The organism is Paraeggerthella sp., assembly GCF_048427265.1.
Classification (GTDB): domain Bacteria; phylum Actinomycetota; class Coriobacteriia; order Coriobacteriales; family Eggerthellaceae; genus Paraeggerthella; species Paraeggerthella hominis.
This window is the reverse complement of the sequence record NZ_DBFOSR010000051.1, coordinates 1-23,724: the sequence shown is the minus strand read 5'-3', so window position 1 is coordinate 23,724 and position 23,724 is coordinate 1. Positions and strand designations below refer to the sequence as shown.

Below are 23,724 nucleotides of genomic sequence, written 5' to 3'. Positions count from 1 at the left end.
AGATCGACGGCGCCGCAGGAGGGGGAAGCGCGGGCCGCCTTCGCATCCGCCGAGAAACCCGGCGGATGCACGAATATGCTTACAAGTACATAACCGGAAGCGCTGCCAGGATAACCAGCAGGCGCAGCAGGAAGCCGCCCACCAGCACGCCGGCCTCGCCCACCACGCTCACCGCAAGCGAGGTCGTGGACGTTTCCACGCGCTTCGCGATGAACACCGGGTAGCCCTCGATCAAAAGCGGCGCCACCAGGCCCAACAGCACGATGCCGCCCCAGAACGCCGGCGCGTACGGGCCAGCCACCAGCGACTGCACCGACGCGGCGCCTTCGTAGCTGCCAGCGCTCACGATGACCAGCATCGTCGCAAGAACCACGATCTCGACAACGGACAGAATCACATGCGACTTCTTAACGAGCCACATCTGCTCGAAGCGCTCGCGATCCACGATAAGCCCCACCAGCGACGTTGCCGCCAAACCAGCCGACAGCGCCGACACCACGAACAGGATGGGCAAAATGGCGTTGTTCCACAGCGGGAACGCCTTCACCACGCCCAGCAGGAAGCCCGTGTAAGCCGCCACGGCAAACGCGAGCACGACGCCGATCCACATGAGCCACTTCGGCACGCGGCGCTTCAGAAGCTCAAGCACCGCAGCCGCCAGAACAACGGGCATGTAGATGCAGATGAAGTACACGCCCAGTGTCATAACCGACCCGGGATTGGAAACAAGCAGGAAAAAGCGCAGCGGGTTGTGCAGCCCGGCTTCAGCGTCCAACATGAGCATAAGCAGGCCGATGCCCAGAAAGATGGGCGCGATGATGCGCCCGGCCACGCGCATCTTCACGCTTTCGGGGTACTTGGCCTCGACGAACGCGGCCGTTAGAAACGCGCCCGCCGACGCGCCGGCCAAAAACAGGTACCACGCGATCATAGGTCCCCAAACCATGGCTTCATCACCTCACGTAATAGATTTTCGAAACGGTCAGATTGTCAGCGAGCGGCTGCGCATGGTAGTGCGCGATAGCCTGGTTGATCTCGCTGTTGGGATCATCCAGGTCGCCGAAGATGCGCGCGCCCGAAATGCAGGTTCCCACGCACGCAGGCGGGTTGCCCGGATTCTGGCCGTCCCAGCAGAAGCGGCACTTCTCCACCACGCCAGTTGACTCCTGCACGATGCGCGCGCCGTAAGGGCACGCGGCCATGCAGTACTTGCAGCCGATGCACTTTTCCGCATCCACCAGCACCACGCCGGAATCAGTGATGTAGGTGGCATGCGTCGGGCAAACAGCCGCGCACGGCGCATCCTCGCAATGCATGCACTGGGTGGGCACAACCTCGTTGTACACGTTGGGGTACTCCCCCGTTTCGATCTCGTGATATTTGATGAACGACTCCGTCGGCTCCAGATGGTTCTTCATCTGGCACGCCACGCGGCACGCCGAGCATCCCACGCACTTCTTCGTGTTGATGAGCATTCCGTACCGTGTCATGTTACGCCCCCGCCTTCTTCACCGTAACGGCCACTTCCTGGCTCATCATCGAGCCCACGCCCGGTTCCGCATCAAGCGGAATGAAATCGGTCAGACTGATGCCGTACTGATACGCGCGCGTTTGAGCAGGGGAATCCCCACCGTAATGCGTGGGCAGGAACACCACGCCCGGCTTGAGGCGCTGCGTCACGCGAACTTCCACCTGGCCGGTGTGCTCGCTTGACGACACCTCGACCGTATCGCCGGTTTCAACGCCTATGTCCTGAGCGTCCTTGGCCGACATCCACAGCCGCTCCATGTGGTACTCGCGCGAAATGGCATGCAGCGCTTCGATGTTCTGCGTCATGGTGTGGGAGTGAATGCCCTGCTTGCCGCCGACGATGGCGAACTCCCCTTCCTTGAACGCCACCTTGCGCGGAATCCAGCCGATCACCGGGTTGAGCCCTGCTTCGGCGAACTTGTCCGTCTTGAACTCGAATTTGCCTGATGCCGTCTTGAACTTCGGAGGACCGTACTCGAAGGGGGCGGCGGGAAGCTCCATCACGCCCTCGCGCTTCAAATCCTCGATGTCGACGCCCACCGTCGCCAGCTGCGCAGCAGCCCAGTCTTCGGCCGTGAATTGGAAGAATTGCCCTACGCCGCATGCCTGCGCCAAGCCGTTGAATATCTCGTCGCACGTCTTCGTTTCCGGATGAATCCGGTCCAAGACCACCGTGCGCATGCCCACGAAGTGCTTCTTGCCGCCCACGAATTCGGGCAGCTCCAAACGCTCGAGATACGTCACCTCGGGCAGCACGTAATCGGACTGGAGCGCCGTTTCGGACATCTGCACGTCGATGGTCACCACAAGATCGGTCTTGCTCAGCGCCTCGGTCCACGCCTTCGGCTGCGCGTAGCCCTTCGCCGCGTTGGAGTTGTAGAAGAACAGGCCCTTCAGTCGTCCGTCAAGCGCTGCCTGCAATGCAGCCACGTTCGTTCCCGCACTTGAAAGCACCAGCGGATACTCCTTGTCGCCGATGCGCTTCGCCTCGGGCTTCGGCGGCTCGGCGAAACGAGCGTCAGCAAGGGCGCCAACCTTGGGCGAGGACGTGATCAGCGCGCCGCCCTTCGCGCCCCAGCTGCCCAGCAGGGCGTTGATCGCCGTGATGGCACGCGCCGTTTCGAGCGAGTTCTTGTACGAGCAGCCGATAACCGAGCGCCATCCAGACTCGATAGACGCAGCGGGCGCGGCGGCGGCCATAGCACGGGCCAGCTCCTTGATGCGCTCGGCCGACACGTCGGTTATTTCCTGCGCCCAGGCCGGCGTGTACTCTTTGGCCTGCGCGGCGAACTCGTCGAAGCCGTAGGTGTACTGCTCGACGAAGTCATGGTCGTACAGGTCTTCCTCGATAAGCACGTTCGCCATGGCCATGAGCAGCGCCAGATCGGTTCCGGGGTTGATGGGAACCCAGTCGCTCGCAAAAATGCCGGAGTTGTTCAGGCGCGGGTCCACCACGACCACGCGCGTTCCGTGCTCGGCGGCGTCGGCCAAGCTATGCACCGACGACGGGCGGATGCCGTCGCCGTAGCTGCGACCGATGAACATGACCATCTTCGCGTTGGCGAAATCGTTCGAGAAACCCGTAGCTCCGATGGTCAGCTGGTAGGCGCTTTCCTTCGACAGGTTGCATGACGAGGAATGCGCGTACACGTTCGGCGAGCCCAGCGCATGCATGAAGCGCTTGGAGTACTGCTTGCCCGACGGGCGCGGATCCTGGATGATGGCCAACGACTCCGGTCCGCTTTGAGCGATGACGTCCTTCACCTTCTGCCCAATCTCGGCAAACGCAGTGTCCCAGTCGATGGGCTCGAACGAGCCATCCTCCTTGCGGCGCAGCGGCTGGGTCACGCGCTCGTCGGAATACGCCAACTGAGCCAAGCCATGGGCGCGGGCGCAGATGCGGCCTTGGGCGTACGGGTGGATTTCGTTGCCGCGCAGCGTCCACAACCGCCCGTCAACCGTTGTGGCAACCAGCCCGCATTTGCTCGAGCACCCGTTACACAACGACGGAGCCTCCACCGCCCTGCCTGTTTGTCCGCCGGCTTCGGCAGCTTGAGCGCGCCAAGCGCCCACCGAAAGCGAACCCGCTGCTGCAAGGGCCGCCGTCGCCGCGGTTCCCTTCAGAAACGTTCGCCTTGAAACATCCGAAATGAACATTTCGCCTCTTCCTTTCCCTGTTGTCAAATCTCGTCTTCGCTCGTCTATCGGCGTCGAAACGCCTTGAACCCTTGAACACCGCTGCACGCAGCGGATGATCACTTGGAACGGTTCGACGCGCGCATGCGTCGAACTGCCGGAAGAGCCCTCACGCCAGCGCAGGCTGACCTGATCGCGCGACAACCTCGTTTGCCAAGCGCTGCGTCACGCCGAGCAGCGCTTGCACCTGCGCGATACCGCGCAGCACCGCGTCAAGCGCATCGGCATGAGCATGAGCATCGGAGCCGAACAGCAACGGCGCTTCTTCAGCCCGACGGGAAAGAGCCTTGTCGTAGCTCCCAAGCCAATCGAAGTGGTCGGCAACAAGATCGCGCGCAGCAACGCGGTTTTCGCACTGCACGTACAAAGCCAGCAGGTCCAGCAGCAGCGAAAGATGATCGGGAGCAGCCGCGAACCGCGCGGGAACGTCGATCTCGAGCGAGCGGTACACGGCCTGAATATGCTGGGCGGAATCCCCCAGGAACAAACCGCGCGATGCCCCATAGCCGTTGCCCGGCTCTTGGGACCACGGCTTGTACAAAGACTCCACGGGCAGCGCCGCAAGCGGCATCCCGGACGCAAGCACGTTACGCTGAAACGCGGCACGATAGGGCCAGTCGAACGGCGCCGACAGCGCTCGCTCCCACGAATCGGCCTCCTCGGCCGACCGAGCCAAGCTGCGCGCGGCGCTTCGCGCGCACTCCCCCGCACCGCTTTGCAGAACCTGTGCGTATTCCTCTTCACTTAAACATGTGAACAGAGGTGCAATAAGTGATAATGTACGTGCCAAAGCCAGTTCCGCCCGCATGATCTCGTCCTCTCTCGTCGGGACAATCGTAGGCATCTGGAAAACTCGGCAGGTAATCAGTTTTTGGTGATTTAGACATTTTGCCTGGTAGATAAGCCATTATTAGGAAATTACAATCAAGGGCGCACACTCGTCGAAGCGCGTCACTGCAAGGAGGTAAGCTTTTGAGCGATCCGCTGATCGCCACACGCGGGCGGCGCAGCATGCGCATGGTATGGAAAACGCTGAGGCTTCGCCATGTCGGGCTGGCGTTTTTCTGGGCATGCAGCATGCTCACGTTCCGCAGCTCCATTCTGCTTGCGGGCCCGGCGAACACGCCCGGGTACGAAACGTTTGTCGTGCTGGTTTCGTTCGTAGCGAACATGACCACGCTCTTCGCCATGGCCGCCTTCATGGAACGCAACCCCTCCGTTATCGACCGGCTTCCCGGGAAGCTGTTCTGCGCATGCATCATAGCGGGCATCGTCGCCCTTGCAAGCGCGGGGCGCACGGAAAACGAAGGAGCGATGATCGTGCTGCTCGCAGGCGGCGGCGCGCTGACCGGCATCGGCTACGGATACTACTGGGGAAGCTGGGCGGAATGCCTGGGACGCATGCACCCGTCACGAACCTCGTTTTACATCCCGGCGGCGTTTCTGGTGAGCGCAGCGCTGTTCCTGGCAATCTCGTTTGCCGCCGAACTTGCCGGCATGCCGCCTCTTGCGCTCATGGTCCCGCTGCCTGTTTTGTCGCTGGCGTGCCTGCACCGCTGCCGCGACGAAGCCCCTGACGGAGGCCATGCAAGCGCCACAACGTCCAAGCGGTACCTTTCCGCGCTCGGCTCGCTGGTAACGCTTATCGTGGCAAGCTTGGTATTGTCGCTGCTGTTCGGGTTCGTATGGGAAATGACCGTGCTGTCGGTCGGCTCGGTCAACGAAGCCCATCAGATCCCACTCGTCGCAGATCTTGCGGTGGCGGTCGGGCTCATCGGCTTGGTGCTCTACGCGAACAAGCGAATGGATCTGGCGCTGGCGTACCGTGTGATCGTTCCCATCATCGTAGTCCTGTTCGCCGTCATGCCGTTTTTCTGGGAGACGAACCCGGTAGTTCTTAACGTTGTGATGAGCGCAAGCTATGGCGTGTTCGACGTCATCATCTGGTACATGGTGGCTTCGACCGCCTACGATTACGCTGTGTCGGGATTCGTGGTGGGCGGCATCGTACGGGCGCTGTCCATCCTTGCGCGACTGGTGGGCATCGGCATCGGGTATCTGCTCATGCTCATTCCCGGCACTCCCTCCATGCTCATCGTCGGCGTGTCCACCGGAGGCGTATACGTGCTGGCTATGCTGGGCCTTTTCTACGTCGCGCGCAAAAAGTCCGAGGGTGCGACGACGGCGGGAAGCTCTGCAAAGCGCATCGAGTCCGCCGCCGACGCGTCGAAGCCGCAAACCGCGCCGCCGCACGCACGGCCCGAAACGCCAGGACTTCAAGCTTCTCCTGCGCCGAATTCGCCGAGTTCAGACCAGGCTATCTACGACATGATCGCCGAGGACTTCAGCTTGACCCGTCGCGAATCGGAAGTGCTTCCCTACTTGGCACGCGGACGATCGGCCAAGGTCATCGCCGAAGCGCTGTTCGTGTCGGAGAACACCATTCGCACCCATACGCGACGCATTCTGGAAAAGACCGAGCTGCACTCGAAGCAGCAGATCATCGACCTTATAGAAACGTACCGCTAACGCGCGAAACGAAGAATCCGAGACTCCGGAGCTTCGCCGCCGTGCCCCCAACCCGGCCTCGAAAAGTACGTCGCAATCGAAAAAGGACGCCGCCCGGAAAAGGCGACGTCCTTCAAGGAGGGGCTTGCAGCAGCGATCGCGCGGCGGTGCGCTACAGGTACGCCACCGGCAGCGCGGCCATCACGACCAAAAGGCGCAACAGGAAGCCGCCCACCAACACGCCCGCCTCGCCGATGACGCTCACCACCATAGAGGTCATCGAGGTTTCGACGCGCTTGGTGATGAACACCGGATAGCCTTCGATCGCGAAGGGCAGCACCAAGCCGAACAGGACGATGCCAATCCAGAACGGCACGGCATACTGCCCAGTCAGCAGCATCTGAACGGACGCCGCGCCCTCGTAGCTTCCGGCGGACACGATCACCAGCATGGTGAACAGCACCACCAGCTCGATAGCCGACAAGATGACGTGCGACTTCTTGACCAGCCACATCTGCTCGAAACGCTCGCGGTCAACGATCAGTCCCACGAAGCTGGTGGCAGCCAAACCGGCCGACAGCGCCGACACCACGAACAGGATGGGCAGCACGGCGTTGTTCCACAGCGGATACGCCTTCACCACGCCCAAGAGGAAGCCGGTATAGGCCGCCACGGCGAACGCCGCCACCACGCCGATCCAGGTGAGCCACTTCGGCACGGGCTTCTTGAGCACTTCCAGCAGCGCCGCCGCCAGGGCAACCGGCATGAACACGCAGATGAAGTACACGCCCAAAGTCATCACCGATCCGAGGTTCATGACCAAGTACACGAACCGCAACGGGTTGTGCAGCCCGGCCTCGGCATCGATCATGAGCATGATCAGGCCGATGCCCAGAAAGATAGGCGCGATGATACGTCCGGCGATGCGCATCTTCGTGCTGTCAGGATACTTCGCCTCCACGAAAGCAGCCGTTAGAAACGCGCCGGCCGACGCGCCCGCCAGGAACAGGTACCAAGCGATAAGGGGTCCCCATACCATTGTTCATCACCTCACGTAGAAGATCTTGGATTCGGTCAGGTCGCTCGCAAGAGGCTGAGCGTTGTAGCGCGCGATAGCCTGGTTGATCTCGCTGTTGGGATCGTCCAGGTCGCCGAAGATGCGAGCGTTCGTGATGCACGTGCCCACGCACGCCGGCGGGTTGCCCGGCTCGCCCTCGTACCAGCAGAAACGGCACTTCTCCACCACGCCCGAGTGCAGCTGCACGCGAACGCCGTAGGGGCACGCGGCCATGCAGTACTTGCAGCCGATGCATTTCCCCTCTTCAACCAGCACCACGCCCGAATCGGTAGTATACGTGGCGCCCGTCGGGCACACCGACTGGCACGGAGCGTCCTCGCAGTGCATGCACTGCACGGGCACATTTTCGGCGTACACGTTGGGATACGCCCCCGTTTCCAGCTCTTCGTAATGGATGAACGCCTTGTCAGGATCCAGGCCATTGATCATCTGGCACGCCACGCGGCACGCGTAGCATCCCACGCATTTCTTCGTGTTGATGAGCATTCCGTAACGAGCCATCTTACGCCTCCACCTTCTTCACCGTGACCGCCACTTCCTGGCTCATGGTCGAGCCGACGCCCGGCTCGCCGCCGTGGAACGGCACGAACTCCGTCATGCTGATGCCGTACTCGTACGCGCGCGTCTGGTACGGCGACGTTCCGCCGTAGTGCGTGGGCAGGTACAGCACGCCAGGCTTGAGGCGCTCCGTGACCTTCGCGCGCACCTGGCCGGTATGCTCGCTAGACGACACTTCCACCAAGTCGCCGTCAGCGATGCCGCGATCGGCCGCGTCCTTCGCGCTCATCCACACGCGCTCAAGGTTGTATTCGCGCGAAATGGCGTTCAGGGACTCCACGTTCTGCGTCATGGTGTGCGAGTGGATGGACTGCTTGCCGCCGATGAAGTGCAGCTGATCGCCCTGCGGCATGACCAGGCGCTCCACGTAGCCGATTACCGGGTTCAAGCCCGCGTTGCCCGCCTTCTCGCTGACGAACTGGTACTTTTCCGTCGGCGTCTTGAACTTCGGCACACCGTATTCGAACTTCTTGGACGTCACGTCCACGATGCCCTTTTCTTTAAGCTCGTCGAAGCTCACGCCCAGCGTGTCAAGCTCGGCCTTCGCCAGCTCCTCAACCGTGAAGTCGAAGTACTGACCCACGCCGCACGCCTGAGCCAGGCCGGCGAAAATCTCGTCGCAGGGCTTGGTTTCGGGATGCAGGCGATCGATCACCTGGGCGCGCAAAGCCACGAACTGCTTCTTGCCGCCAATGTAATCCGGCGCCTCCATGCGCTCCAGGTACGTGCACTCCGGCAGCACGTAATCGGCCTGCATAGCCGTCTCAGACATCTGCACGTCAATGGAAACCACCAGGTCAAGCTTATCGAACGCCTCGGACCACACCTTGGGCTGCGCATAGCCCTTCGCCGCGTTGGAGTTGTAGAAGAACATGCCCTTGACGCGGCCGTCCAGCGCAGCCTCAAGCGCGGCGATGTTCGAGCCGGAGCTGCTAACCGCACCGTACTCCTTGTCGCCGATGCGCTTCGCTTCGGGCTTCGGCGGCTCGGCGAAACGCTCGTCAGCTATCTTGCCGGCCTTCGGCGAGGAGGTGATGAGCGCACCGCCCTTCGCGCCCCAGCTGCCCAGAAGCGCGTTCACCGCAGTCACCGCGCGTGCCGTGTCGAAAGAGTTCTTGTACGCGCAACCGAACGCAGCGCGCCAGCTGGCCTCCACCGCGGCAGCCGGGGCCGCCTTCGCAAGAGCCTGCGCCAGTTCGCGAATGCGATCGGCGGGCACGTCGCAGATCTTCTCGGCCCATTCGGGCGTGTACTCCTTCGCCTGCGCGGCGAATTCCTCGAAGCCCACCGTATGCTGCTCGATGAAATCATGATCGTACAGGTCTTCCTCGATGAGCACGTTGCAGATGCCCATGAGCAGCGCCAGGTCGGTGCCGGGGTTGACGGGCACCCAGTCGCTGGCGAAGATGCCCGCGTTGTTCAGGCGCGGATCTACGATGACCACGCGCGTGCCGGCCTCGGCAGCATCCGCCAAGCTCATAGCATGGGACGGACGAATGCCGTCGCCGTAGCTGCGGCCGATGAACAGGACCATCTTGCACGATCCGAAGTCAACCGAATAGTTCGACGCGCCGATCGTTTCGGTCAAGCCGGCTTCTTTGGACAGGTTGCACGCCGCCGCATGCGTGTAGACGTTCGCCGATCCCAGAGCGTTCATGAAGCGCTTCGTGTAATACTTGCCCGACGGGCGCGGATCGTGAACGAGCGCAAGCGACTCGGGGCCGTTCGCAGCCACGATTGCCTTTACTTTTTCGCCGATCTCCCTGAACGCGGTGTCCCAATCGATGGGCTCGAATTCACCGCTTTCCGTACGCCGCAGCGGCTGCGTCACGCGTTCCTCGTTGTACGCCATCTGCGCGAAGCCATGTCCGCGAGCGCACAGCTTGCCCTTGGAATACGGATGCTGCTCGATGCCGCTCAGTGTGAACAGCGTCCCGCCCAGCGTAGTTGCCATCAGGCCGCACTTGCTCGAGCATCCGTTGCACAGCGAAGGCGCCGTGCCCCGCTCGCCCCCGGCCGCATTCGCGCGCTCGGCGCTCCAAGCGCCCAGCGAAAGAGACCCGACCGCTGCAACCGATGCGGCGGCGGCCGATCCCTTTAGAAACGTTCTGCGCGAAACCGTTGAATCGAACATTTCTCCTCCTACCATCTCGTCTTCGCCGCGAGCAAGCCCGCAGCCTCCTCCCTGTTGGCCCCAGAATCGAAGCGGCTACGCAAGCCGAGCATGCACCGCTTTATCGACCGCCGTCGTCAGCGTCCGCAGAAAGGCGATCCCCTCCGCAAGGGCGCGGCGCTTGGCTTCGTCGAAAGCGGGGGCGTCGGCGGCGCGCTCTGCACGGTCGCGCAAAGCGGCATCGTACTCGCCCAGCCAATCGAAGTGATCCCGGATCAGGTTGTCCGCAGCCTGATCGTTGCCAACCTCGAGAAAAAGCGCCAGCAGCTCCAAGAGCAACGACAGGTGGTCCGGCATCGCCGAGAACTCCTGCGGAATCTCCAAACCGCACGCATCGAACAACGCTTGCGCGTGACCCGCCGTTTCGCCGCCGTACAGTCCGCGCGACGCACGCACGGTTCCGTCGGGCGCCCGCCACGGCTTGTAAAGCGATTCCACCGGCATAGCGGCCAGGGGCAGCCCCGGCACAAGCAGCTCGCTTTCAACCGCATGGCGCGCATCGGCCGAAGGCGCTTCGATAACCACGCCCGCGCACGCCGCCATGCCCTCCCATGCACGTCGCTCGCTTGCAGCGGTGAACCCGTCTTCACCCATTCTCGTGAACAGCAAAGCGGCCGCGGCGCAAGCGTGCATGAGCGCCTTGTTGGATTGCTCTTGGGAATTCACTAGCGTCCTTTCTCGTCGCGAAAAAGGCTAAATCCAGCAGCTTGCTTACATATCATCAGTTTCTGATGATTCTGCGTTTTGGCTGGTAAACTATAGTGTGACAAGCAATAGAACACGTAGGCAATCACGGTGTACAGCTACAACCGCAACGAGGCGGAACGCTATCGGGGGGCATCGATTCATGGTTGGAAACTCGCGTATCAATGCAGATCGGCGAAGCATGCGCATGATCTGGAAAACGCTGCGGCCGCATCACGTGGGACTCGCATTCTTTTGGGCGTGCAGCATGCTGACGTTTCGCAGTTCTCTTCTTCTGGAGGGGCCTGCCGACAACACGTCGTGCCAAACGCTTATCGTCATCGTCTCGTTCGTAGCGAACATGACAACGCTGTTTCTGATCGCCTCGCGCATCGAACGAAACCCTGCGTTTTACGACCGCTTGAAGCCGGGGGCGTTCACCGCGCTCATCATTATCGGGCTTGTGCTGCTGTCGGGATCGGGTCCTCTAGCTAGCATGGGATTGCTACCGGAATCGGCTCTTGCCGTCCCTATCGTCACGGGCGCCGTGCTTGCGGGCGCCGGGTACGGCTACTACTGGGGAAGCTGGGCGGAGTACCTGGGACGCATGCACCCCTCGCGCACGTCGTTTTACATCCCCGTCGTGCTGCTGCTAACGGCTTCGCTGTTCGTCGTGATCTCGATCTGCTCGGATCACGGAGGCGTCCCCGCGCTCCTGCTTATAGCTCCCCTGCCCGTTCTTTCCCAGCTTTGCCTTGCGCGATGCAAGCAAGAGGTTCCCGAAGGGCGCTACGCCAGCAACGCCAATTCGGATCGGTACCGCACCGCGCTCGGATCGCTGGTGAGCCTGATCGTATCCAGCTTGGTTCTTTCGTGCCTGTTCGGCTTCGTCTGGCAGATGACGGTCGTTTCGGTTGGGTCGGCGGACGACGCGCACCGGCTGCCCTTGATCGCCAATATCATCGCAGCTGCAGGGCTGATTGCGCTCGTGCTGCTGGCGCGAAAGCGCATCGATCTTTCCTTCGCGTTTCGCGTGATCGTGCCCGGTATCGTCGTTTTGTTCGCCATCATGCCGCTGTTCTGGGAGTCGAACCCGGTCATGCTCAACGTTATCATGAGCACCGGCTACGGCATGTTCGACGTCATTATATGGTACATGGTGGTTTCGACCGCCTACGACTTCGCAGTGTCGGGTTTCGTGATCGGCGGCATCGTGCGAGCGCTGTCCATCATCGCACGACTTGTAGGCATTGGCATCGGGTACGTGATCATGCTCATCCCGGAAAGACCGTCCATGTTGATCGTGGGCATCTCCGTGGGCGCCGTGTACGTGCTCGCCATGCTCCTGGTGCTTCAAAGCACGCGCCATCGATTCTCGTTCTTCTTCCAGGAAGCAGACGCTCGACAGGAGAAGAGTACTTCCGCAAACATCGGCGACGCGTCCGCAACGCTCACGGGCCAGATTGCCGCCGCAATGCCAGCGCCGCAGGTCAACGCTGCGGAAGCGCCCGCCCGAAGCGCAAATCGCATGGCTGCGGAAGCGCCTGAACAGCCTGATACGAAGCCCGCCGCCACCGGAGCAGGATCCATGAGCGAGGCGGAGGCGGAGTCGGCCAGCGAGCGCGTCTACGACCAGATAGCCGAGTACTACGGCCTGACGCGCCGCGAAGCGGAAGTGCTTCCGTACCTGGCGCGCGGGCGATCGGCGAAGGTCATCGCGGATGCCTTGTTCGTATCCGAAAGCACCATCCGCACGCACACGCGGCGCATTCTGGAAAAAACTGCGCTACACTCCAAACAGGAGCTGATCGACTTGATCGATCGGTACGAATGACAACAGATCCCCGCAAGAAAGAGGTCGATATGAGTCCTGCGTACACCATGGGCATTATTCGCGTGATCACGCAGGAGCAAGCCCAGGTGGACGCGCACGGGCAACTGATCGAACAGTGGATCCCCGGCGTGAAAACGCTGTCGCGCTGCATCCCCGACCAGCCCGAAGGAGTGCACGACGCGCGCACCAAACGCGCAGCTGCGCCCAAAGTGGCGGCCCTGGCCCAGGAACTCGAGCAGGCGGGCGTCGCCGGGATTATCGTGAGCTGCGCGGACGATCCCGGGGTTCTCGAAGCGCGCGCAGCCGTGCGCATCCCGGTTGTCGGCGCAGGCGAGAGCACCGCTTCCGCCGCCGCGCGCTTCAACGGACCGGTCGGCGTTCTGGGCATCACGCCCGAAGCTCCGCCAGCGTTCGACCGCATCCTGGGACCGCAGCTGCTGGCAAACGTCGTACCCGCCGGAGTGAAGAGCACCCTTGACCTGCAAACTCCCGAAGGGCGAGCAAGCGCTCTGAAATCCGTCGAAAGCCTCTCCGCGCAAGGAGCTCAGGCGATCGCGTTGGCATGCACCGGGTTCGCTACCATAGGATTGGCACCGGAACTCGAACGCGCAGCAGGGATTCCCGTGCTCGATGCCGTGCAGTGCGAAGCTTGCGCCCTGCTGTTGGAGCTTTTAAGAACGCGAGCCACCGCATTCGGGGAACCGCTGCGTCGGCCCGAATAGCAGGATCGCCCTCTCCCGTTCGGAGAATCGACTCAGTAGCCTTCGGTCACGTCGCCCGATTGGTCCAAGCTGATAGGATCGCCCACGAACGTCGACGGGACCTCGAACAGCGTCTTGAAAAAATCCTTCGTGCGCGCAGGTATTTCACGCAGATCGTATTGGGTCTGCTTCGCGTACGTGCGATAGTCGCTCGGAACTCCAATAGCCTCAAGCCCCAGGCCATGTGCCGCATAGAGCGCTCGATACAGATGGTAGGTCTGCGTGGCCACCACGATGCGCTGCGCGCCGAACACGTGCTTGGCGCGGTACATGCTCTCGTACGTGGAGAACCCAGCGTGATCGCAGAACACGTCTTCGCTAGGAACCCCCTGGGAAACGGCATAGTCTTTCATGGCCTTGACTTCGTTGTACGCGATCGTGCTATTGTCCCCGCTCATGATCAGCTTCGGAGCAACGCCGGATCGGTACAAAGCGATACCGTCGTCAAGCCGGTCCTGCAAAATGCTCGACGGCGTTCCGTCCGCGAACACGGATGCGCCCAGCACCACTATGGCGTCGGCATCGTAGCCAATCGCCTCCTGCGAGTCTACGATGCTCCCTTTCGCCGTGACCACGGTCACGACGTTCGTTATCGCGAACACCGCCCCAACCGCAAGCACGCATCCGAGCACTGCACCCAGCATCGCCTTTACCCATCCATGTTTCTTCGCCTTTGCCATAGGCGTCGATGATAGCAAACGAGGGGTGCCCGTGCGCTGCAACATCGGCGTTGCCATCGAAACTCAAGGGGGAATCCACGCAAACTGCGAGCCAAAGCAGCCGGAAAGCGCCGATGCGAAACGCCTACGGCACTATGCAGCGATGGCCGGGCGAGGAACTGCATCCGTTGCACGATACGCAACGCGGCACGGCATTCGGGTCGGCGCTCCAGCGTCGCACAAGGTACGGCTCACAAATAAGCGGGCGACACAAGCCGAAGCCCGCGATGCCGCCTTCCATTGCAAGGCGACCCATCGCAGCAAAGCTGCGGTTGCCGCCCGTCAAGATCACAGGTATGTCGAGCTCACGTGCAAGACACTGCGCGTAGGAAGCGAAGAACGGCTCGCCCGCATAGTCTTTCACCCGGCAGGAGCGCCAATTTCCGCTTACGTCGATAGCCGACACGCCATGCGCCTCAAGCAGCTTCGCCACTTCTGCGCTTTCGCTTTCGGTCAAGCCGCCCTCCACGCCGTCGGAGCTGTTCAGCTTCACGATCAGCGGAAACGCCTTGCCCACTCGATCGCGGACGGCATCGACAACCTCTGTTAGGAAGCGGGCGCGATGCTCAAGGGAGCCACCGTACCCGTCTGTACGCTTGTTGAACAGCGGGCTTAGAAACTGGCTGAGCACGTAGCCGTGCGCCGCATGCAGCTCCACACCGTCGAACCCTGCGGCCTGGGCACGTTCAGCCGCGTCCGCGAACGCGCACGCAAGCGCTTGCAGATCGGCGTTCGTCGCCTCCACGGGAACGATGCCGGTCTTCGGATTGGCAACGGAAGACGGCCCGAGGATTCGCGTGCTGGGCGGATCGAGCCTGGTGGCCGAGCCGCCGTACACGATCTGCGAAACAACGCGCGCGCCGCGAGCGTGTAGGTCGTCAACGAACGCACGGTACGCGGGAACGAACGAGTCGTCATAGATGCCAAGCATGCGCGGGTTCGGCTGCTCGTCGCGCGTGACGTACGCGTAGCCCACGATGATCGTGCCCACCTCGCCGCTGGCAAGCTCCTCGTAAACAGCTCGGAGCTCTGGGGTCATGCGTCCATCGTCGGTAGCCAATCCTTCGTAAGTTGCCGCGCGCACGAACCTATTCCGCGCTTGCAACGCCCCTATCTCCAGCTTTTCGAACAACGTGCCCATCAAGCCGCCCCCCTTGCTATGCGTTTCCGTATTCGTCAATCCCCAATGCCCAGCAGCTCATAAAGCTCGTCCCGGCTGTGGACTCCGAGTTTGCGATAAATGCGACTCGTATGCGCTTTCACCGTACCGCGTGCTACGAACAAGTTTTCCTCGATCTGCGCTGAAGTTCCTTTGCGCGCGAGCAACTGCAACACCTCTTCCTCACGCGGGCTCAAATTATGCTCGCGCGACAAATCGGACACGCGCATAGCAAGCAATCCCGGCGAGAACACGTCATCGCCGTCGGAGGTTTGTTTCAAATTGATGCCCCACTTGGCAGATAGCCGTTTTTCCGTAAAAAACAGCACCGTGAACGCCAGCGCCACAACCGCTACGATTCCTAGATGGATTGCCGTTACAGTATCTTTTGACAAATAGAAAGAAGTGACCGCAAACAAACTCCAGCCCCCTGCTTCCACCAGATAGCGAATACCACGTTCAATACCATTCAACCAAGCAGCTGCAATATCGAATCGGTACGTGATGTTGCTCAAGACAATCATAATGAAAATGGACAGCATGGTATAACCTGCATCGTAGCAACCCGCTACTGTTTTCGAATCAAGCGAGAATTGCGGAGCAATGAGCAGAAGCCCCACGATCATGAGAGGAAACGCCAGTTGGTATATGATGTCGAAATTAAACCACCTCGACGATGAAAGGACGCCAAAAAACACAAACGCCGCAACCGACATCGTACCCACAGTATTTCCTGCCGCCAAGGGCTGATCAGGAAGAACCCCAAACCCTGTCGCAAACGTGCATATCCCCATGAGAGCAATCGGTTTCCAGGGAATTTCGGAAATCCCTGCTTTACCCATAGGTTTAGGCAGGTCGATTTCTGGTAAATGCTTCATAGAACGGCGCACCCAATCAAGGGAAACGAGCGGAAGAGTTAAAGAGAATACGACGATATATGCAGGTTCAAGTCCACTAAACAGCCACTTTAACACCTCTCCCAAAAAAATAGCCGCGGCATAATAGGCAGCAACACGCATAGGATTAAGTGATCCAAAAAACTCCGTCCACATGAGAATGAGCAGCCCAAGCCCCGCGCCCGCCAACATAAGCCCAAGATACTTGAGCGCCGCAATCTGCACCCAGAAGCATGCAATGGCGCACAGCGCCGACCCGCCCACCATGCCGAAGGCAACCAGGCCCACCGCCACCCGGTTCGACCAGAGAGGAGTAACGCGACGCGCAAGAAAAACAACTGCAAACGACGCAACGCCTATGGCTCCCTCGAACAACGCATAATCAAAAAAGTCGACGGTCGGAAATGCATCGTACCGAAAAAAAGTTGCAAGCCACGCACGGTACAATCCAATACCGAGAAACGCAACGGGCATAGTCCCGATGCGCGTAAACACATTCTTCCAACAACCGCACAACTCCTTCATGCAGAACCTCCCCTTCCTGCAATTTCGGGTTTTCATCTTACCCTGAAAAAGCATGATGCACCGAGCGTTTTGCCTAGGGTTACCTATTTAAACCAAGGCTGGGTTACACATTGAACCCCTTCGGCGTCCATCCGATGCGGTACTGCGGTGCTATGTTCTCGTCGTCCCGAACAGCGCGACCAAAAAAGGTGGCGCACCATGGGAGGCGGGACCGGATACAACAAGGAGGATGAACAAGATGGCAGGACTTTCACGTAGACAGTTTCTTACGGGTGCTGCGTTAGCGACGGCAGGAGGCGCGTTGACATTGGGCGGATGCACGTCATCAGGAAGCGCCGCGAAAGAGCGGTCCGCCGACGCAAGCATCGCAACCGTCGGCAGCGGCATGGGAAAGCACGGCGCCATACAGATCGAGGTTGTCTCGAAAGATGGCGCTATCGAACGTATTGATGTATTAGATTCTCGCGAGTCCGCAGGATTGGGCGATGTGTGCATGAAAAAGCTGGGCAAGCTCATCGTCGACAATCAAACGTTGAACGTTGACGTCGTGACGGGCGCCTCGCTATCCAGCATGGCGTACCTCACCGCCGTTGCTGAAGCACTTGACAAGGCAGGAGAGAAGTCATCCGAATGGAAGAAACGCGACAGAGCCGTGCAACAGCCAGAGAGCGATATACCCACAGCGTTTGATATTGTAGTCGTGGGTACAGGCGGCGCAGGATTTACTGCCGCCATTAGCGCGGCCAACAAGGGCCAGAAGGTACTGCTCATGGAGAAGCTAGGAGTATTCGGGGGCTCCACCGCATTGTCCGGAGGAGAGATGGCCGTGCCCGGCAATTGGATCCAGCAAAACTCAGGATTAAGCGACAGCTCCGAACAGCTGGCGAATGACATGCTAGAAGGCGGGGACCACCGCGGCGACCCTGCCCTAGTGAACGTCATCGCAAACGGCGTGTACGACGCAGCGCAATGGCTCACTTACGAAGGAGGAATATCTTGGGAGCACAACCTTCTGTTCTTCGGCGGCCACTCGGTCAAGCGCTCCATCATTCCTTCGGGACACATAGGCAACGCCATGACGACCAAGTTGACCGCCCGGGCCCAGTCAATCGATAACATCACGCTCATCGACAACACGAAAGCAACCGCGCTCGTGCAAGATGCGAATGGAGGCATTGGCGGCATCAAGGCAACGAATACCGTCACCGGTAACGAATACTCCTTCGAATGTAAAGCCGTCGTACTGGCATGCGGCGGGTTTGGCGCAAACGTCGAAATGCGCGAGCAGGCAAATCCTGAGTTTGGGAAGCAATTCAATTCAACCGATTCGGTAGGAGCGCAGGGAGACGGACTTACCATGGCATCCGCTATCGGTGCCGAGCTCGTAGATATGGAACTCATCCAAACCTATCCCATCTGCGATGTAAACACCGGAGCGCTGCTGTATTTGGACGACATGCGCCTGGACGAACGCACGGTCATGTTTAACAAGGAAGGAAAACGCTTCGTCGAAGAACTTGGCCGACGAGACGTTTTGTCCAAAGCCATTCTCAAACAGACCGACGAACGCGCTTACGAAATCTGGGATCAGGCGGCTGCAGACGAGACTAAAGTGGTCGACATCCATGCAGACGAATTTGAAAACCTCGTTTCACGGAATCTTTGTACGAAAGCAGATACGCTTGAAGAAGCCTGCGAACCTTTCGGCATCGATGCCGCCGCGCTCGCAAAGACAATCGAGCAATGGAACAGTTACGTAGACGCAGGATCCGATCCCGATTTCGCCTACCGCGGAACCATGCATAAGATCGATACGCCGCCCTACTACATCATGGCGTACAAGCCGGCCGTGCATTACACCATGGGAGGCCTGCACATCAACGCGAACGCCGAGGTGCTCGACGCGAACGGCAATCCCATTCCCGGACTCTTCGCTGCAGGCGAAGTGGCCGGCCACAAGATGGGGGCAAACCGCCTAGGATCCACATCCATGGCAGACATCTACACGTTTGGTCGTGTAGCGGGAAACAACGCCGCCGACTACGTGGGATAACGCCTCATCGACCCCCCCCCTCAACGAAAGCGGCTCGGATACCCGAGCCGCTTTCGCATTATCCATCTTGCCTGCCGCCCTACTTCGCTACGATGTTGACCAAGCGACCGGGAACCACAACAACCTTTTTGACGTCCTTGCCTGCCAAAGCAGCCTCGACGGCAGCCAAACCATCGGCCTTGATATCGTCTTCGGCGGCATCGGCAGCAACCGTGATCTTCGCCTTCACCTTGCCGTTCACCTGAACTGCAAGCTCCACTTCGTCAGCCTTCGCCTGCTCGGGATCAAACTCGGGCCACAGCTGCACATGCACCGAGCCTTCGTTGCCCAGTGCGTCATGCCACAGCTCTTCGGCCCAATGCGGGGCAAACGGAGCCATAAGCTTGACGATAACCTCGGCAACCTCGCGATCGAACGTCTGTGAGAACGCGCTTGCGGCGCGCTCGTCCGCGGAGCACTTGCGCAGGTAATCGCTCGCCGCATTCGTCAGCTCCATGATGGCGGCAAGCGCCGTGTTGAAGTTGTTGCGATCGAAGTCATCGGCCACCTTGCCCACCACGCGATGGCGCTCGCGTACCAGCTTCTCAAGAGCCTTCTTGCCCTCGTCCTCCGAAGATCCCGCTTGGAACAGCGTTTCTTCATCGGCGGTGCCCATCAGGTCGCACACGATGCGCCACGCGCGGTTCATGAACTTGTAGATGCCAGCCAAGCCGCCTTCGTCCCACAGCAGATCCTTGTCAGGCGGAGCCATGAACAGGATGTATGCGCGCACGGCATCGGTTCCGTATTCGGCGATCATGTCCTCAGGCGCAATCACGTTGCCTTTCGACTTCGACATGGTCTCACCGTGCTCGTCCTTTACCATGCCCTGGCACAGCAGGTTCGCGAACGGCTCGTCCACGTTCAGCAGTCCCAAATCGCGCAGCACCTTCGTGAAGAAGCGGCTGTACAGGAGGTGCAGGATGGCATGCTCGATGCCGCCGATGTACTGATCAACCTGCATCCAACGGTTCGCCTTCGCAGGATCGAACGGCAGCTCGTCATTATGAGGGTCGGTGTAGCGCAAATAGTACCAGCTCGAGCACGTGAACGTGTCCATGGTGTCGGTTTCGCGCTTAGCCGGGCCGCCGCACACGGGGCACGTCGTGTTCACGAAGCCCTCGTGGGTAGCCAGCGTCTCGCCAGCAGCCAAATCGATGTCCTCGGGCAGGCGCACCGGAAGATCCTCTTCGGGCACGGGCACCAAACCGCAGGTCGGGCAGTGAACGGCAGGAATGGGATTGCCCCAATAGCGCTGACGGCTGATAAGCCAATCGCGCAGGCGGAACTCGACCTTCGTGCGGCCCTTTCCGGCCGCTTCGAGGTCGGCGATGATCGCGTCAACCGCCGGGCTGTGCTTGCCGCCCACCATGCCCGTGTACTTGCCGGACTGCACCAGCACGCCTTCGGCATCGTAGGCATGGTCCCAATCGACCGAGGTGACGCGACGATCCTGCACCCCGTTCAGCTGATCGAACAGCGGGTCGTCCTCGCCCAAGATGATGGGAATGATGGGCAGGTCGTATTTGCGCGCGAACTCGAAGTCGCGCTGATCGCCGCACGGAACAGCCATGACCGCGCCGGTGCCGTAATCGCTCACGATGTAGTCGGCAACCCACACCGGCACCTTTTCGCCATTGATGGGGTTCACCATGTAACGGCCGGTGAACGCGCCGTGCTTCTCGCGATCGCCCTGCGCGCGCTCGACAGCGCTCACCTTGGACGCCTGTTCGACCACCTCGCGGACGGCAGGTTCGTATTCCGTGCCCTCGACCAAGCTCATCAGGCCCTTGTACTCGGGGGCCAGCAGGAAGAACGAGCAGCCGAACAACGTATCAGGACGCGTGGTGAAGACGGTGATCAGATCGTCATCGGTCGGGTTGGCCGGAACCTCGCCGCCGGCACCGCACAACGTGAACGTGACTTCCGCGCCCTCGGAGCGACCGATCCAGTTCGCCTGCATCTGCTTGACGCGATCGGGCCAACCGTCCAGCTGATCCAAGTCGTCGAGGAGCTCCTGCGCGTAGTCGGTAATCTTGAAGTACCACTGCGTCAGGTCGCGCTTCTCCACCGCGCCGTGGCAACGCCAGCACTCGCCCTCGGTCACCTGCTCGTTCGCCAGCACGGTTTCGCAGTTCGGGCACCAGTTCACCGGGCTGTTGCGGCGCTCGACCAGGCCCTTCTTCCACATTTGGAGGAAAATCCACTGGCCCCAGCGATAGTACTCAGGATCGCACGCCACCACGGTGCGGTCCCAGTCGTACGAGAAGCCCATGCGCTTGAAGCTGGCCTTCTGGGTTTCGATGTTGGCGTACGTCCACGTAGCCGGGTGGCTGTTGTGCTTGATGGCCGCGTTTTCCGCCGGCAGGCCGAACGCGTCCCAGCCCATGGGATGCAGCACGTCGAAGCCGCGCATCTTGGAGTAGCGGGCGATCACGTCGCCGATGGTGTAGTTGCGCACGTGACCCATGTGAATGTCGCCCGAAGGATAGGGGAACATCTCGAGCACGTACTTCTTAGGCTTCGAGGCATCCTCGGTCACCTTGTTGAGGTCAGTGTCGGCCCATACCTGCTGCCAACGGGGTTCGATCTCGTGCGGATTGTAAGGTTTCATGGTCATGTTGCTTTCCTCGTCAGGTCGGCACCGCCCGCGCGCGTCCGCGCAGAGGGTCGTTTATTCGCGAATGCTCCCATTATAGTGATTGCGGCGCGAAAGCGAAGCGTTATCGATCGACTTCACGACTTCGCAGGGGCAATCAAACTCTTGCGCGCAGACCTCGATCGTTTTAATCGCAAGCGGACGAACAAGGCCTCTCCTGCGTCAGCAGATCGAAGCCGCGCCCCCTTCGCAAGCTTCCTCGACGTCGTCGAGAGCCCCTTCGCGTTGGCCTGTGTTTTAAGTTGTTAGCCAACCGCTACCGGACAGGCGTATTCATCATAAAGTATTCTGCAATACTATCTAATAGTGAAATATTGAGATTTTTCACTATTAGATAGTATTAACATGCGTTAAAATCGTGAAAAGCATTCGAAAGAAGGTCTTACGGTATGGCATACAAAAGAATGGACAGGCTCTTTTACGAAGACGCTTCGAGCGATCGCAAGGGCGAAAACGAGTGTGAAGCCCGCAAGCGCCTCACGGCCGCTTCGTCATTCAGGACCGGGATCAACGTAGAGACAGGCGAGCTTTTTCTTGCCGTGCCGCGCGAGCTGTCTCTTGTCACGGAGCAGGTTCTTCGCGCCGAGCGCAAGGTGTCAAGATCATGGAGTGCCTTACCCGGCATTGCGCAGGGCGCTTACGTACGCAACCTCATCGTCGACGAAGTGGTATGCACGAACGAAATGGAAGGCGTTCGCAGCACGCGCAAGCAGATCAGGGAGGCTATCGACAGCATCGAGCAGCCTGTCGGGGAGAATCGGCGGACAAAGCAGTTCATGGAATTCGCTCACCTGTACCTTGGCCTGACGAGCGGCGATGTCGTGCCGCCCAAGACTCCTGAGGACATCCGTGCGCTGTACGACGCCGTCGTGGCGGGTACGCTCGACTCGGGCGACGCGCTTGACGGCCAGCTGTTCCGCGCCGATGGCGTGGACGTCAAGGCGTCCTCGCAACGGATCGTCCATCGTGGCGTGCAACCCGAATCCGCCATAATCTCGTATCTCAACGCTATGATCAGGCTGGTCAATTCCGAGGAAGTGCCGGAACTGTACAGTGCGCTGCTTTCGCATTACCTGTTCGAGTACATCCACCCCTTTTATGACGGAAACGGGAGAACGGGCCGATTCTTGCTGGCGCTGCACTTGAGCAGCCCGTTGTCCCTACCCACCACGCTATCGCTTTCGCGCGTTATCGCCGAGCATAAAGGAGTGTACTACCAGGCGTTTTCGGTAACTGAGCACCCCCTTAACCATGCCGAGGGCACGTTCTTCGTGCTGCAAATGATGAATTTGATCAGGACGGCTCAAGACGAACTGGTAGCCGAACTGCAGGCAAAGCGGGAAGCGCTGATGAAAGCCGAAGAAAAACTCGGCAGCGTGCGCGCTGAGTTTGACTTGTCGGAGCGGGCATGTAATTTGCTGTACCAAGTGGTGCAGGTGTCGCTTTTCGGCGCGAACGCGGACGTGACGCTGCAGGACGCCGCGACGCACCTTGAAGTCACAGCCCAAAGCGCTCGCAAGTACGCATCCGAGCTAGAGCAGGCCGATCTTGCTGAAACGACAAGCCGCCGACCGCTCAAGTTCAAACTGAGCCGCCAGGGTGAAGAGACGTTCGGCGTGGCGAACGCGGTCGAGATTCGCTAGCCGTACGCAAAACCGCAAAAGGAGTTAGCCGAGCCGAAAGAGGGCGCCCAAATCCGCGAGCCGTCAAGGACATCAGACGCTCGCCCGCCGGCCCGACGCTGATTCGCAAAGTGAGGATCGCCGCGAACGCTTTCTGCCTCCTACTGCACAAACACCAGACAGTCGTCAGTAGAACGCGCCTTGTCGAACGCATAGCCAGCTACGTCGAACGCGCGCAGATCAGCGACGGACTCGACGGCGCATTCGGCGCACCAGCGCACCATGGAACCGCGCGCCGCCTTGGCAGCCGTCGAACGCTGCACCAGGCGACCGCTCGCATCGATCATACCAAACAAACACGTGACAGCTTGCAAGCCAAGACGCTTCGCATGCGGAAGCACCGCTTTCGCATATTCGACCGAAGCCAAATTCACCACAACGTCAGCCTCCGAAGCCAATGCGCGCGCCAGCGAATCGCCCCAAAACTCGTATAAGGTGCGCGCCGGGCCCACCGCCAACTTGGCTTGCATCTCAAGGCGATACGGCGCCACGCCGTCGAACGGACGCAGCACGCCGTAAAGACCCGACAGGATGCGCACATGCTCCTGCACGTATTCCAGCTGAGCGGCGGTCATAACGTGCGGAGCAAGATGCTGGTACTGGATGCCTTCGTACGCAAGTACCGCCGGAACAAGCGAGCCCGCGCCACCGGACACGTCCATCGTGCGGA

Annotated in this window: 18 protein-coding genes; 5 read left to right on the top strand and 13 right to left on the bottom strand. The window is 60.4% G+C overall.

Features of this window, described 5'->3' with window-relative positions; all coding sequences use genetic code 11:
- Positions 1-79 precede the first annotated feature (79 nt).
- The 4 genes from nrfD (ACMNI9_RS04940) to ACMNI9_RS04925 form a co-directional block, all read right to left on the bottom strand.
- On the bottom strand, positions 80-946 hold the full coding sequence (gene nrfD, locus ACMNI9_RS04940) for an NrfD/PsrC family molybdoenzyme membrane anchor subunit (protein WP_418831081.1): 867 nt from the start codon (positions 944-946) through the stop codon (positions 80-82).
- A gap of 7 nt (positions 947-953) precedes the next feature.
- Positions 954-1,490, bottom strand: coding sequence for a 4Fe-4S dicluster domain-containing protein (locus tag ACMNI9_RS04935; RefSeq protein ID WP_123191033.1), 537 nt, complete (start codon positions 1,488-1,490; stop codon positions 954-956).
- Position 1,491: 1 nt separating this feature from the next.
- Positions 1,492-3,687, bottom strand: a complete 2,196-nt coding sequence (locus ACMNI9_RS04930) for a molybdopterin-containing oxidoreductase family protein (RefSeq protein ID WP_418831079.1) — start codon at positions 3,685-3,687, stop codon at positions 1,492-1,494.
- 148 nt (positions 3,688-3,835) lie between these two features.
- Positions 3,836-4,534, bottom strand: coding sequence for a molecular chaperone TorD family protein (locus ACMNI9_RS04925; RefSeq protein WP_418831077.1), 699 nt, complete (start codon positions 4,532-4,534; stop codon positions 3,836-3,838).
- Positions 4,535-4,737: 203 nt separating this feature from the next.
- On the opposite strand from ACMNI9_RS04925, the gene ACMNI9_RS04920 reads away from it, so the two are divergent.
- Positions 4,738-6,255, top strand: coding sequence for a LuxR C-terminal-related transcriptional regulator (locus ACMNI9_RS04920; protein ID WP_418831102.1), 1,518 nt, complete (start codon positions 4,738-4,740; stop codon positions 6,253-6,255).
- Positions 6,256-6,406: 151 nt separating this feature from the next.
- Here the strand turns inward: ACMNI9_RS04920 and nrfD (ACMNI9_RS04915) are convergent, their stop codons facing one another.
- The 4 genes from nrfD (ACMNI9_RS04915) to ACMNI9_RS04900 form a co-directional block, all read right to left on the bottom strand.
- Positions 6,407-7,273 carry an NrfD/PsrC family molybdoenzyme membrane anchor subunit gene (gene nrfD / locus ACMNI9_RS04915; protein ID WP_418831076.1) on the bottom strand — a complete coding sequence of 289 codons (867 nt, stop codon included), beginning with the start codon at positions 7,271-7,273 and terminating at the stop codon, positions 6,407-6,409.
- A 6-nt stretch (positions 7,274-7,279) separates the two neighbouring features.
- Positions 7,280-7,813 (bottom strand): 4Fe-4S dicluster domain-containing protein, encoded by a 534-nt coding sequence (locus ACMNI9_RS04910; RefSeq protein WP_216528723.1) that lies wholly within the window; start codon positions 7,811-7,813, stop codon positions 7,280-7,282.
- Between the two features lies 1 nt (position 7,814).
- Positions 7,815-10,004, bottom strand: coding sequence for a molybdopterin-containing oxidoreductase family protein (locus ACMNI9_RS04905; protein ID WP_418831074.1), 2,190 nt, complete (start codon positions 10,002-10,004; stop codon positions 7,815-7,817).
- Positions 10,005-10,079: 75 nt separating this feature from the next.
- Positions 10,080-10,709 (bottom strand): molecular chaperone TorD family protein, encoded by a 630-nt coding sequence (locus ACMNI9_RS04900; RefSeq protein ID WP_231088230.1) that lies wholly within the window; start codon positions 10,707-10,709, stop codon positions 10,080-10,082.
- 220 nt (positions 10,710-10,929) lie between these two features.
- Between ACMNI9_RS04900 and ACMNI9_RS04895 the strand changes: the two genes are divergently transcribed.
- Together ACMNI9_RS04895 and ACMNI9_RS04890 are read left to right on the top strand one after the other, a co-directional pair.
- Entirely contained in the window at positions 10,930-12,561 is a 1,632-nt protein-coding gene (locus ACMNI9_RS04895) for a helix-turn-helix domain-containing protein (protein WP_216528721.1), read from the top strand.
- A 29-nt stretch (positions 12,562-12,590) separates the two neighbouring features.
- Positions 12,591-13,283: an aspartate/glutamate racemase family protein gene (locus ACMNI9_RS04890; protein WP_216528720.1), complete on the top strand. Its 693-nt coding sequence runs from the start codon at positions 12,591-12,593 to the stop codon at positions 13,281-13,283.
- A gap of 32 nt (positions 13,284-13,315) precedes the next feature.
- On the opposite strand, the gene ACMNI9_RS04885 is transcribed toward ACMNI9_RS04890, so the two are convergent.
- From ACMNI9_RS04885 to ACMNI9_RS04875, 3 genes are all read right to left on the bottom strand, one after another.
- Complete coding sequence (locus ACMNI9_RS04885; RefSeq protein WP_114566183.1) at positions 13,316-13,966, bottom strand: SanA/YdcF family protein; 651 nt, start codon at positions 13,964-13,966, stop codon at positions 13,316-13,318.
- 160 nt (positions 13,967-14,126) lie between these two features.
- Complete coding sequence (locus ACMNI9_RS04880) at positions 14,127-15,182, bottom strand: NADH:flavin oxidoreductase (protein ID WP_418831073.1); 1,056 nt, start codon at positions 15,180-15,182, stop codon at positions 14,127-14,129.
- A 35-nt stretch (positions 15,183-15,217) separates the two neighbouring features.
- Positions 15,218-16,621, bottom strand: coding sequence for a response regulator transcription factor (locus tag ACMNI9_RS04875; protein WP_114566181.1), 1,404 nt, complete (start codon positions 16,619-16,621; stop codon positions 15,218-15,220).
- Positions 16,622-16,859: 238 nt separating this feature from the next.
- On the opposite strand from ACMNI9_RS04875, the gene ACMNI9_RS04870 reads away from it, so the two are divergent.
- A complete protein-coding gene (locus ACMNI9_RS04870) occupies positions 16,860-18,674 on the top strand; it encodes a flavocytochrome c (RefSeq protein WP_114566291.1) in 1,815 nt (604 codons plus the stop codon).
- Positions 18,675-18,753: 79 nt separating this feature from the next.
- Here the strand turns inward: ACMNI9_RS04870 and leuS are convergent, their stop codons facing one another.
- On the bottom strand, positions 18,754-21,327 hold the full coding sequence (leuS, locus tag ACMNI9_RS04865; RefSeq protein ID WP_418831100.1) for a leucine--tRNA ligase: 2,574 nt from the start codon (positions 21,325-21,327) through the stop codon (positions 18,754-18,756).
- Between the two features lie 434 nt (positions 21,328-21,761).
- On the opposite strand from leuS, the gene ACMNI9_RS04860 reads away from it, so the two are divergent.
- Positions 21,762-23,015, top strand: coding sequence for a Fic family protein (locus tag ACMNI9_RS04860; protein WP_418831071.1), 1,254 nt, complete (start codon positions 21,762-21,764; stop codon positions 23,013-23,015).
- A 140-nt stretch (positions 23,016-23,155) separates the two neighbouring features.
- On the opposite strand, the gene ACMNI9_RS04855 is transcribed toward ACMNI9_RS04860, so the two are convergent.
- Positions 23,156-23,724, bottom strand: a 569-nt coding sequence (locus tag ACMNI9_RS04855; RefSeq protein ID WP_418831070.1) for a YaaA family protein, incomplete at its 5' end; no start/stop codon positions are given.